This window comes from Streptomyces sp. NPDC056160 (assembly GCF_042268205.1).
GTDB lineage: Bacteria > Actinomycetota > Actinomycetes > Streptomycetales > Streptomycetaceae > Streptomyces.
Genome location: NZ_JBHJUW010000009.1, coordinates 13,958 through 25,485 on the forward strand (window position 1 = coordinate 13,958; position 11,528 = coordinate 25,485).

At 73.8% G+C, this 11,528-nt stretch carries 9 protein-coding genes and 1 pseudogene; all 10 read left to right on the forward strand.

Translation table 11 applies throughout. From position 1 onward, the window contains the following. Positions 1–212: 212 nt before the first annotated feature. The 10 genes and pseudogenes from ACFC02_RS05100 to ACFC02_RS05145 all read left to right on the forward strand — a co-directional run bounded on the left by ACFC02_RS05100 (position 213) and on the right by ACFC02_RS05145 (position 11,486). Complete coding sequence (locus tag ACFC02_RS05100; RefSeq protein WP_376352349.1) at positions 213–1,067, forward strand: bifunctional methylenetetrahydrofolate dehydrogenase/methenyltetrahydrofolate cyclohydrolase; 855 nt, start codon at positions 213–215, stop codon at positions 1,065–1,067. Then, complete coding sequence (locus ACFC02_RS05105) at positions 1,057–1,623, forward strand: DUF3017 domain-containing protein (RefSeq protein WP_376352352.1); 567 nt, start codon at positions 1,057–1,059, stop codon at positions 1,621–1,623. Before ACFC02_RS05100 ends, ACFC02_RS05105 begins: the two co-directional genes overlap by 11 nt. A gap of 285 nt (positions 1,624–1,908) precedes the next feature. Continuing rightward, positions 1,909–2,421, forward strand: a complete 513-nt coding sequence (locus ACFC02_RS05110; RefSeq protein ID WP_376352355.1) for a helix-turn-helix domain-containing protein — start codon at positions 1,909–1,911, stop codon at positions 2,419–2,421. Positions 2,422–2,606: 185 nt separating this feature from the next. Continuing rightward, a pseudogene (locus ACFC02_RS05115) lies at positions 2,607–2,957 on the forward strand (helix-turn-helix domain-containing protein); the annotation flags it as partial. Between the two features lie 147 nt (positions 2,958–3,104). After that, positions 3,105–4,592, forward strand: a complete 1,488-nt coding sequence (locus ACFC02_RS05120) for a DUF2690 domain-containing protein (protein WP_376352545.1) — start codon at positions 3,105–3,107, stop codon at positions 4,590–4,592. 423 nt (positions 4,593–5,015) lie between these two features. Then, positions 5,016–6,005, forward strand: coding sequence for a malate dehydrogenase (locus tag ACFC02_RS05125; protein ID WP_376352358.1), 990 nt, complete (start codon positions 5,016–5,018; stop codon positions 6,003–6,005). Positions 6,006–6,343: 338 nt separating this feature from the next. After that, complete coding sequence (locus ACFC02_RS05130; protein WP_376352361.1) at positions 6,344–8,131, forward strand: hypothetical protein; 1,788 nt, start codon at positions 6,344–6,346, stop codon at positions 8,129–8,131. Continuing rightward, the gene (locus ACFC02_RS05135; RefSeq protein ID WP_360972201.1) at positions 8,115–8,468 is read left to right on the forward strand and encodes a hypothetical protein; all 354 of its coding nucleotides are present in this window, start codon (positions 8,115–8,117) and stop codon (positions 8,466–8,468) included. The genes ACFC02_RS05130 and ACFC02_RS05135 overlap by 17 nt, the downstream gene beginning before the upstream one ends. A gap of 537 nt (positions 8,469–9,005) precedes the next feature. Then, positions 9,006–9,737, forward strand: coding sequence for a hypothetical protein (locus ACFC02_RS05140; RefSeq protein WP_376352365.1), 732 nt, complete (start codon positions 9,006–9,008; stop codon positions 9,735–9,737). Between the two features lie 222 nt (positions 9,738–9,959). Continuing rightward, the gene (locus tag ACFC02_RS05145) at positions 9,960–11,486 is read left to right on the forward strand and encodes an aldehyde dehydrogenase family protein (RefSeq protein ID WP_376352368.1); all 1,527 of its coding nucleotides are present in this window, start codon (positions 9,960–9,962) and stop codon (positions 11,484–11,486) included. The last annotated feature ends 42 nt before the right edge of the window (positions 11,487–11,528 follow it).

The window sequence follows — 11,528 nt, forward strand, 5'->3', positions numbered from 1 at the left end:
ACGGAGGAGAGTTCTACAGAAAGCGGTCCATCCCCCCGATGAGCTGCCCGCGGCACTGTGCTGCTCATCGTTCTTGACCGAATGCTTACTTGTCCAGTCGTATCAGTCATGTGTTGTGCAAGTGCAACATCGCGATCATGGATGCGCACGACAGGGAGCGGCCGGACCGCTCTGATTGGAACAGGGGGCCGGTCATCCGCGAGGATGGGACCATGACCGCCCAGATTCTCGATGGCAAGGCCACCGCAGCCGCGATCAAGTCCGATCTGACCGCCCGCGTGGCGGCGCTGAAGGAGAAGGGCGTCACGCCCGGACTCGGCACGATCCTGGTCGGCGACGACCCCGGCAGCCGCAAGTACGTCGCCGGGAAGCACCGCGACTGCGCCCAGGTGGGCATCGCCTCCATCCAGCGCGAGCTGCCGGCCACCGCCTCCCAGGAGGAGATCGAGGCGGCCGTCCGCGAGCTGAACGAGGACCCCTCCTGCACCGGCTACATCGTCCAACTGCCCCTGCCCAAGGGCATCGACGAGAACCGCATCCTGGAGCTGATGGACCCGGACAAGGACGCCGACGGCCTGCACCCGATGAACCTCGGCCGCCTCGTCCTGAACGAGCCGGCCCCGCTGCCCTGCACCCCCAACGGCGTGCTGACCCTGCTGCGCCGCTACGGCGTGGAGATCAAGGGCGCCGAGGTCGTGGTCGTCGGCCGCGGTGTGACCATCGGCCGCCCGATGCCGCTGCTGCTCACCCGCCGCAGCGAGAACGCCACGGTCACCCAGTGCCACACCGGCACCCGTGACCTGTCCGCCCACCTGAAGCGGGCCGACATCATCGTCGCCGCGGCCGGTTCCCCGCACCTGATCCGCGCCGAGGACGTCAAGCCGGGCGCGGCCGTCCTCGACGTCGGTGTCTCCCGCAACGACGAGGGCAAGATCGTCGGGGACGTCCACCCGGACGTCGCCGAGGTGGCCGGCTGGCTCTCCCCGAACCCGGGCGGGGTCGGCCCGATGACCCGGGCCCAGCTGCTGGTCAACGTGGTCGAGGCGGCGGAGCGCAGTGTCGGCTGAGGCGGGCGGCGCCGTGCGGGAGACGGCTGGGGAGGGAGCCGGGCGCAAGGCCCGGCGTGAGACGCCGGAGGGCTCCGGGCCGGGGTCCGGGGCTGGTTCCGGATCCGGGGCTGGTTCCGGGGCCGAGTCGGGGGCCGGGGCCGGGCACAAGCGCCGCGCGCGCCGGGGCACGCGCCGCTTCCCCCTGTTCACGAAGGACACCGCACGCCCCGAGGGCGGCGGGCGGGCCGCTCCCGGTGACGCCCCGGCGCCAGCCCGGCAGTGGCCGCTGCTCACCGTGCTGATCGTCGTCGGGCTCGGTCTGCTCGTGACCGCCCTCGACGCGTTCCGGGTGGGGCTGCTGCTGATCGGCGCCGGCCTGCTGGGCGGGTCCGCGATGCGCTGGCTGCTGCCTCGCGTGGGCATGCTCGCGGTCCGCTCCCGCTTCACGGACATCGTCACCTACGGGATCCTCGGCCTCGTCATCGTGCTGCTGGCACTGATGGCGCAGCCCCAGCCGTGGCTGGAGATCCCGTTCCTGGACGACGTACTGCACTACACGGTGCGCAACCGCTGACGCGGTTCCTACATCATCCTGAGTAGATTGACGGCGGCCCATCCTCTCCCCCGAGTCAGGACGGGCCGCCGCCGGGACCAACCCTGCGGCACGGGGAACGGTGGTTCAACGCCTGTCCGTGCGCTGTGGCACGGAAGTGACCGTTCCGCCACGGTGTCCGCGCTTCGCCACAACCATGTCCGTGACCAGCGCGGGAACCGTTCGCCGCGCCTTCGTCGTCACTCGCGGCGAGGAGCGGTGCGCGGAGCAGCGCGAGGGGCGGCGTGGGACGCCGGGAGGTGAGCGATGGGCGCCTGGCAGCCGTTGCCGGACGATCTGCCGCCGGAGGTACGGCACTTCGTGGAGCAACTGCGGCTCCTGAAGGACGGGACCGGCCTCAGCCTGGTCGCCCTCGGTGCGCGCACCGCGTACAGCAAGTCGTCCTGGCAGCGCTACCTCAACGCCACCCAGCCCCCGCCCCGGCAGGCGGTCGCCGCCCTGTGCCGGGTCGCGGGCCTGGTCGGCGCGGACGCCGAACGCCACACCGTGCGCTGGGAGATGGCAGTCAAGGTCTGGCCCAGGACGGCACCGGCACCCGTGCCGGGACCGGGTCGGGTACCGGGACACGGGGCGGAGGGCTCCGACGGCGAGGCGGTGGCGGCCTACGAGGAGGTCCCCACCGTCCCCTGGTGGGACCGGCCCGAGGAACGGGGCGGAGCGCCGCGGGGCGGCCCCGGCGGACGTCTACTCCTGTACGCCGTCGCCCTGCTCGCCGCGCTGCTGGTGACCGCGGTCGTGAGCGCCGTCGCGCTGGGGTGACGCGACACCGGCGGGGCGCTCCGCCGTTGTATGTCGATGTGTGGACAAAATAGGAAGCCGGGGCCGGGTCGTCCTACGGCGCGGTTAGCGTGGACCATCAGCACGACGGCGCGTGCCCCCGCCCGAACGGGCACCACGCGCGGGGAAGTACCGGTACGTACCGGGGGGAAGAGGGGGGAGCAGCAATGCCTCGTTGGAAGGCCTTGCCCGAGGAACTGGACCCGCAGGTCAAGGAGTTCGCGAGCCAGTTGCGGCGGCTCGTGGACCGGGGCGGCCTGAGCGTCGCCTCGCTCGCCGACCGCACCGGCTACAGCAAGACGTCCTGGGAGCGCTACCTCAACGGCCGGCTGCTGGCGCCCAAGGGGGCCGTGGTCGCCCTCGCCGAGGTCACGGAGACCAACCCGGTCCACCTGACCACGATGTGGGAACTGGCCGAACGGGCGTGGAGCCGCGCCGAGTTGCGCCACGACCGGACGATGGAGGCCATCCGCATCGCCCAGGCCCGCGCCGCACTGGGGGAGTTCGGCGCGTCGGCACCGGGGGCGACGGCGCCGTGGGCAGAGGCCGACGGTACGAAGGCGAACGGAGCCGAGGCGAACGGAGCCGATGTCAACGGGCCCCAGGTCAACGGGTCCCACGTGAGCGGGTCCCAGGTCAACGGGTCCAAGGCGGGCGGAACCGAGGTGAACGACGCCTCGCCGGACGGTGGCAGGGCCGCCGGCGGTACGGCGACCCACGGCAGGGCGAACGGCAGTAAGGCGAAGGCCGGCAGGCCGGACGGCGGGCGGCCGGAAGGAAGCAGGCCGGACGGCGGGCGGCCGGAAGGAAGCAGGCCGGACGGCGGCAGGGCGAGCGGCGTCAAGGCGGAGGGGGGTAGGCCGGACGGCGGCAGGCCGGGCGGCGGCGGGGCGAAAGGCGATACGGCGCCCGGCAACACGGTGAACGGCAGGCCGCCCGGCGCGGGCAGGGCAGCCGAGCGGGCGAAGGGCCCCCGATGGGCCGGTGCCATGGCGTCCGGAGCACACGCCACGGGCATCGCGGGCCCGGCGGGCGTGTCCCCGACGGTGCCGCCGCAGCCGACGGCGTCCGACGCGGACGCGCGCGAGCGGGCGGGGCGCGGGCCGAGCCCGGACCCGGGTTCGGACTCCGTTGCCGACTCCGTTGCCGACTCTGTTGCCGACTCCGGTGCCGGTGCCGGTGCCGGTGCCGGTGCTGGCGACGGCGACGGTGTCGATGCCTGCGCCGGCCCGGCCGTCCCTCCGTCCCCGAGGGGCAACTCGTGGGGCCTGGCCGGGTACCGGGGGCCGTCCCCGGCGGGCGGGAAGCGCGCACCCGAGGGCGCGCGGGCGCCCGGCGCCGAAGCACCGCAGTCGCAGCCCCGGACCCCGGCCGCCCCCGCGCTCCCCGGTCCCACGCCTCCCGTCGCCGCCACGCCCGCCACCGTCCTCACCCCCGGCGCCGACGCGGGCACCGGCACTCCCGCCCCCGCGCCTGCCTCCGCCGCTCCCCACCCCACCCCGAGCGCCGCTCCCCACCCCACCCCGAGCGCCGCTCCCCACCCCACCCCGAGCGCCGCCCCCCACCCCAGCCCGAGCCCCGCCCCCCACCCCAGCCCGAGCCCCGCCCCCCACCCCAGCCCGAGTACCGGCGGCCCCACCCCGCCCGGCTCCGGCGGAACATTCCGGCGGCAGCTGGCGATGTTCCTCGCCGGCATGGTCGCGACCCTGGCGGTGATCGGGGTCGTCTTCTACTTCACGGGCAGCACCCTGGGGACGAAGGCGCAGGGCGGGACCAAGTCTCCCTCGCCCTCCGCCAGCAAGGCACCCAGCCTGCCGCCCGGCGTGAAGTGCGCCGGGACCGGCTGCACCGGCAAGGACGCCGAGGCCATGGGGTGCAGTGGCGAACTGGTGAGCACGGACCGGAGCGTCACCGTCGGCACGACCGTCGTAGAGGTCCGCTACAGCAGGACCTGCGGTGCCGCGTGGGGGCGTGTCACGCAGGCGGCGCAGGGCGACCGCGTGAAGGTCACGGTCGGCGCGCGGACGGAGACCGACACGGTCACGACCGCGGGGGACACCATCGGGTACACGCCGATGGTGGCCGTACGCGACGCGGCGCAGGCGACGGCGTGCGTGACGCTGGCGTCGGGGCAGCAGGGGTGCACGAAGTAGTGCTATGAGGGGGCGCCGGGGACGGGGCGCGGAGAAGAAGTGAAGAAACGTGCCCCGGTGTGCATGGGGTGCTCGGTTCGGGGCACGTGGACCTCACCCCCACGGGAGTCCGGTGCTCCGGTACCCCCATCCGGCGGCCGCCTTCGTCTCTCCTCTCCCGGACGGGCGGCCGCCTCCCGTGTCCCCACCTGCCCGCCACCTGCCCGTCCCGGTTCACTCTGTGGGACGGGCCACAGGGGCCCGGCCGTGCGGGATGCCCGATGCGCGATAGCCTGACCGCTGGATCTCTCTTGACGCCAAGAGATCGATCATCCGTACGCGTGATCGATCGTCGCGGTGGGCGTACGGCCGCCAACCGTACGCGGGGATCCTGCACCCCGGGGCAGGGACGCCCCGACCGCCAGCTGTCATACGGAGAACGCCATGACCCGCACTCCCGTGAACGTCACCGTCACCGGCGCGGCCGGCCAGATCGGTTACGCCCTGCTCTTCCGCATCGCCTCCGGCCAGCTGCTCGGCGCGGACGTGCCGGTCAAGCTTCGCCTCCTGGAGATCACGCCGGCCCTGAAGGCCGCCGAGGGCACGGCCATGGAGCTGGACGACTGCGCGTTCCCGCTGCTCCAGGGCATCGACATCAGCGACGACCCGAACGTCGCCTTCGACGGCACCAACGTCGCCCTCCTGGTCGGCGCCCGCCCGCGTACCAAGGGCATGGAGCGCGGTGACCTCCTGGAGGCCAACGGCGGCATCTTCAAGCCGCAGGGCAAGGCCATCAACGACCACGCCGCGGACGACGTCAGGGTCCTGGTCGTCGGCAACCCGGCCAACACCAACGCGCTGATCGCCCAGGCCGCCGCCCCGGACGTACCGGCCGAGCGCTTCACCGCCATGACCCGCCTTGACCACAACCGCGCGCTGACCCAGCTCGCGAAGAAGACGGGCTCCACGGTCGCCGACATCAAGCGCCTGACCATCTGGGGCAACCACTCCGCCACCCAGTACCCGGACATCTTCCACGCCACGGTCGCCGGCAAGAACGCCGCCGAGGTCGTCAACGACGAGAAGTGGCTGGCCGAGGACTTCATCCCGACCGTCGCCAAGCGCGGCGCCGCCATCATCGAGGCCCGCGGCGCCTCGTCGGCCGCCTCCGCCGCCAACGCCGCCATCGACCACGTCCACACGTGGGTCAACGGCACCGCCGAGGGCGACTGGGTCTCCATGGGCATCCCGTCGGACGGCTCCTACGGCGTCCCGGAGGGCCTGATCTCCTCCTTCCCGGTCACCACCAAGGACGGCAAGTACGAGATCGTCCAGGGCCTGGAGATCAACGACTTCTCCCGCGCCCGCATCGACGCCTCCGTCAAGGAGCTGTCGGAGGAGCGCGAGGCGGTCCGCGGCCTCGGCCTCATCTGACAAGCCCCGCGACGCCCGGCATCCCGCGCAGGGATGCCGGGCGTCCGTCATGTGCGCGGACGCGCGAGCGCACGGCGGGGAGGCGGGGTGCGAGTGCACGGCGGGTAGGCCACGCGCGAGTGCACGGCGGGTATCGCGAGGCGTGAGCGCGCGGCGGGGGACGCGGACGCGCGAGTGCCCGGCGGGTGCGCGGGGCGCGAGCGCACGGGCGGGCTGCCCGCAGGCCTGCGGGCCCGCGTGCCCGCATTCCGCTTTCCCCTGTGGCACGGGTCACTCTATGCTGATTGCTCATCAACTCATTGCAGAGCAGTGACTTTTCCACGCCTCGGGGGACTCGCGTGAGCACCGCTTATGTGCCGCAGCAACCGCAATCGACGCCTGCGCCGCCGCCCGCACCACCGGCGACTCCGCCGCACGCCAGTGAGGCCACCCGGCTGCTGTGCGCGGGCACGTACCTGGATGCCGGGTACCGGCACCGGGTGATCGACGAACTGCACCTCAACGGGCAGCGGTTCGTGGCGCCCTCACTCGGTCTCGACGCGGCCCGCGTCCTCGCGCACGCGCTGCGCGCCCGCCGCCAGGAGATCCAGTGGGCCGGGGCGGTCCTCGGCCTGTGGCTGGTGGGAGCGGCGCTGACCCAGGGCCTGCTGGCCGCTTTCCTGGCCCCCAGCCTCTATCTCGCGATCGGCCGCTGGATCAGGGGCCGAGCCCCGCAGGCGCCCCTGTACCGGGTGGTGCCCGCCTTCTTCCTGCGCTGGTGGGGCCGCATCACCTTCACCCTGCTGCTGGTGTTCACCGTGCTGGCCGCGTTCGGCGCCGGGAACGACGACAGCTCGTACCGCTCCTACGGCTCCTACGGCTCCTACGACTGGTCCGGCTCGTCCGGTTCCTACGGCCCCTACGGCCGGCCCGGCTGGAGCGACCTCCTCGCGCTCGGCGCCAGGGGCCTCACGGACGTGTTCAAGCCCTGGCAGGCCTGGGCCACCCTGGTGCTGCTGGCGCTCATCGCGCTGTGCCTGGCCGGGCAGCGCGGCCAGTTCGCACGGGCCCTGGCCGCCGAACTGTCACCGCAGCGCTTCCCGGACGCCGCGAACGACCCCGCCGAGCGGGGCGAGAGCCACCGCTTCCAGTGGCTCAAGCAGCGCATCAGGACCGAGCAGCACGCGCCGCTGATCATGTACCACGAGGCGCGCCCGTTCTGCGGTGCCGGTGAGGCGCACCAGGACTGGGTACTGGCCGTAGAGCTGAAGCCCGACGCGCTCAAGAAGCAGCAGCCGATCAGCAACCGGCTGGTGCTGGAGAAGATCCGGCCGCTGGTGGAGCGGCTGCGGCTGCCCGCCGCGTACGCGGGCGCCGGGGTGCGCGACCGGCTGCGCTGGCTGGAGATCGACGAGTGCGTGTTCCTGCCCGCCGAGGGGCTGCTGCGCCGGGAGGACGCCCCGTACGACCCGCAGGCCTTCGACGAGCACCGGGCGCACGCCGTCGAGGAGGGCGCCGAGAAGCGCCGCCACTTCCTGCGCATCCGCGTCGGCGGCTGGGAGGAGGAACTGGTCGTCACGGTCTTCGTGCGCATCCACACCCAGGGCGGCATGCTCATGCTGGAGGTGGCCCCGCACGTGCTGCTGCCGGTGCGCCCGGACTTCAAGGAAGCCGACCGTACGGCCCACCGGTTCCGGAACAACAACGTGCTGGGCAAGGCGGTGTGGGCGGCGACCCGGGTGCCGGGCTCGCTGGCCGGCTCCCTGGTCGTCCTCGGCAGGTCCGTGGTCTACGGCTGGCGGCTGCTGACCGGCGGGTACGCGGGCGCGCTGCCGGACGGGCCCGCGCTGTCCGTGCGGGAGCTGGGTTCGGCCGAGGCCGGTTCGCAGTTCCAGGAGATGGACGTCTCCCGCTACCTCACCAGCATCCAGGACCGGGTGGCGAACGGGGTGCGGGCCGCGCTCGCCGAAGCCGGTTACCAGACCGGCGAGTTCGTCCAGCAGATCAACAACATCAGCAACGGGGGCGTGCACATCGGCCGCGTCGAGGGCAGCACCTTCGCCGTCGGAGAGAACTCCTCCGCCTCCTCCAGCACCGGCGGTCCCGCACCGCAGAAGGGAACCGGCAACGATGACCACAGCGGATGAGCCCGGCGTCAGCATCGGTGACGTCTCGCAGAGCACCTTCGCCATCGGCAGCCACGCGCACGCCGAGAGCCACCACCACGCCGCCCCGGCCGACCCGGCCGCCCAGGAACTGCTGACCGCGGTCCGGGAACTCCGCGCCGACCTGCGCCGCGTCCGGGACACCGACCAGACGCGGAGCCTGGACGCGAGCCTGGCCGACACCGAGGACGAGATCACCCGCACCGGCACCGCCGGGGAGAGCAGGCGGCAGCGGCTGCGCGAACTGCTCACCGACGCCCAGTCGGTGCTGACCCTGTTCGCGTCGGCCGGGACGGTGGCCGGCCTGATCGGCATGTGAGAGGAGCGCACCGTGGCGAACGGGGGCGGGCGGCAGTGGAACGAGGAGACCCAGCGCTGGGAGGACACCGGAGGAAACCTGCCCCGAACGACCACGCCCCCGCCCGCCCGGCCGGGCCGAGCGCCGCAGGCGCCCCCGCCCGGCCCGGTCCGGCACCCCGACGCACCCGCCGACTGGTGGACCGGGACCGGGCCGTCGGCCCCGGCGGGTCCGCCGCCCGCGCCGGAGTCCCCGCTCGCGACCGGCACCTCGCCGACGACAGGCGCCCCGCCCGCGCCGGACGCCCCGCCCGCGACCTCGTCCGCGACAGGCACCTCGCCGGCGCCGGGCACCTCGCCGACGACAGGCACTTCGCCCACCACAGGCGCCCCGGCCGCACGAGGTCCTGCGCCCACGCCAGGCCCGGCGCCCGCACCAGGCCTGGCATTCACGCCGGGTGACTCAGCCGTGGCGGGGCCGCCCACGGTGACGGTTCCGCCGGTCGCGCCGGGTCCGCCCCGCGCGCTCGGCGGGTACAGCCGCCGTACGGCACGGACAGTGGTGGCCGCAGCGGCCGGGGTCGGTGTCGTCGCCAGCCTGGTGGCGGTGCTGGGCTTCGGCGGCGGGAGCGACGACAAGGGCGCGGCGACCGCGAGCCCGTCCGCCGCCCCGGCCCCGCGCTCCGAGCAGCCGCCCTCCCCGGACGTGTCCGACGAGGCCGTCACCGGCAGTCCGTCCCCGGCCGCGACGCTGCCGCCCGACGGCTACGCCCTCCACGACGACCCCGAGGGCTTCCGGATAGCCGTGCCCGAGGGCTGGGGGCGCCGCACGGTCGGTTCCCAGTTCGGCATGGACGTCGTCAACTACCGCAGCGGCTCCGGCGACCGGCGGATCCAGGTGTACCAGGTGGCGGAGTCCTCGCCCGACGAGTCCTTCCGGCAGTACCTCTCCGACAAGGTCCCCAAGCCCCGCGGGTTCCACAAACTCGCCCTGCACCACGTGGACACCGACGGGGTCAGCGGCTCCCGCATGGAGTACGTCGCCGACTCACTCAAGGGCGAGCCGGACATCGGCACCTGGCACGTCTTCGACGAACGCTTCCGGTCCGCCGACGGCAAGATCTACGCGATCGCCTCCTACGGTCCCGCCGCCGACGGCACGGACGACGAGCTGCGGGTCCTCACGACGGCACTGGGCTGGTTCTGCCCGCCCGGCTCCGTCTGCCCGGCGCCCTCCTCCACGTCCTCGTCCATGTCCGCGTCCCCCACCACGTCCACCTTCACGAGCTGATCGAAAGCCCGCCGTCCGCGCCGCCCCGCGGCGTTCCCCGCTCGCCCGGCCCCTCAGAAGCGCCCTTTTTGCCACCGTATATGCCCAACGTCCGTGACGCAGGGCACGTTCGGCGGTCGATCGCGCATGCAATCCGAGGGGAGGGGCAGGCGCTCCCGGTCCCTGTGGGTGACACCCGCGTCACCCAGGGCGACCGAACGGGAACGGAAGGCATCACCGATCATGGCGGACACCACGCAGCGCACCGCGCGCCCCACCCTCCACGTGGGAGGGGAGTGGCGCAAGGCGTTCTCCGGCGCCACGCGCGACATCCTGGACCCCGCGGACGCGACCGTGTTCGCCGTGGTCGCCGAAGGCGACGAGCGGGACGCGGACCGGGCCGTCGCCGCCGCCCGGCAGGCCTTCGACGGCGGTGAGGGCGCCTGGCCGCGCACCCCCGTCACCGAGCGCGTCGCCCTGCTGCGCCGCGTCGCCGACCTGCTGGTGCGCGACCGCGAGGAGCTGGGCCTGCTGGAGAGCCGGGACGCCGGCAAGACCCTGGAGGAGGGCCGGGTCGACGTGGACTGCGTCGCCGACGCCTTCCGCTACTTCGCCGATCTCGTCGCCGCCGAGGCCCCGGGCCGGGTCGTGGACGCGGGCTCGCCCGACGTGCACAGCGTCGTCGTGCACGAGCCGGTCGGCGTCTGCGCGCTGATCACGCCCTGGAACTACCCCCTCCTGCAAGCCAGTTGGAAGATCGCACCGGCGCTCGCGGCGGGCAACACCTTCGTGCTCAAGCCGAGCGAGATCACCCCGATGACGACGGTCGCGCTCATCGGCCTGCTCGCCGAGGCAGGCCTGCCGGCTGGTGTCGCCAACCTCGTCACCGGCCCCGGCCGCACGGTCGGCGCCCGCCTCGCCGAGCACCCCGACGTCGACCTCGTCTCCTTCACCGGCGGGCTGGTCAGCGGCACGAAGGTGGCCCGCGCCGCCGCGCCCACGGTGAAGAAGGTCGCGCTCGAACTCGGCGGCAAGAACCCCAACGTCGTCTTCGCCGACGCCTGCGCCACCGAAGAGGGCTTCGACACCGCCGTCGACCAGGCCCTCAACGCGGCCTTCATCCACAGCGGCCAGGTCTGCTCCGCCGGCGCACGCCTGATCGTGGAGGAGTCCGTCCGCGACCGCTTCGTCGCCGAACTCGCCCGCCGGGCCCAACGCATCCGGCTCGGGCGCGGCACCGAGCCCGGCATCGAGTGCGGCCCGCTCGTCTCCGAACAGCAGCGCGCCAAGACCGAGGCGTACGTCGCCTCCGCGCTCGCCGAGGGCGCCACCGTGCGCTGCGGCGGCAAGCGCCCCGAGCCCGCCGCGCACCGGCCCGCCACCGGCTTCTTCTACGAGCCGACCGTCCTGGACCACTGCCACCGCCAGATGCGGGTGGTCCGGGAGGAGGTCTTCGGGCCCGTCCTGACCGTGGAGACCTTCCGCACCGAGCAGGAGGCGGTCGCGCTCGCCAACGACACCGAGTACGGCCTGGCCGGTGCCGTCTGGACCGCCGACGCGGGCCGGGCGCGCCGGGTCGCGGGCCGGCTGCGCCACGGCACGGTGTGGATCAACGACTTCCACCCCTACCTGCCGCAGGCGGAGTGGGGCGGCTTCGGCAAGAGCGGCACCGGCCGCGAACTCGGCCCCGCCGGGCTCGCCGAGTACCGCGAGACCAAGCACGTCTACCAGAACCTCGCCCCCAGGCCCGTGCGCTGGTTCGCGGGCTGACCCCCGCCCGCCCGCGCGCCCGCGCCCGCTGTCTTCGTCCGT

What these genes read in the sequence shown, in the direction of transcription:
- ACFC02_RS05100 (WP_376352349.1), top strand. Translation starts at nt 213, where the DNA reads ATGACCGCCCAGATTCTCGATGGCAAGGCCACCGCAGCCGCGATCAAG.
- ACFC02_RS05110 (WP_376352355.1), top strand. Translation starts at nt 1,909, where the DNA reads ATGGGCGCCTGGCAGCCGTTGCCGGACGATCTGCCGCCGGAGGTACGG.
- ACFC02_RS05125 (WP_376352358.1), top strand. Translation starts at nt 5,016, where the DNA reads ATGACCCGCACTCCCGTGAACGTCACCGTCACCGGCGCGGCCGGCCAG.
- ACFC02_RS05135 (WP_360972201.1), top strand. Translation starts at nt 8,115, where the DNA reads ATGACCACAGCGGATGAGCCCGGCGTCAGCATCGGTGACGTCTCGCAG.
- ACFC02_RS05145 (WP_376352368.1), top strand. Translation starts at nt 9,960, where the DNA reads ATGGCGGACACCACGCAGCGCACCGCGCGCCCCACCCTCCACGTGGGA.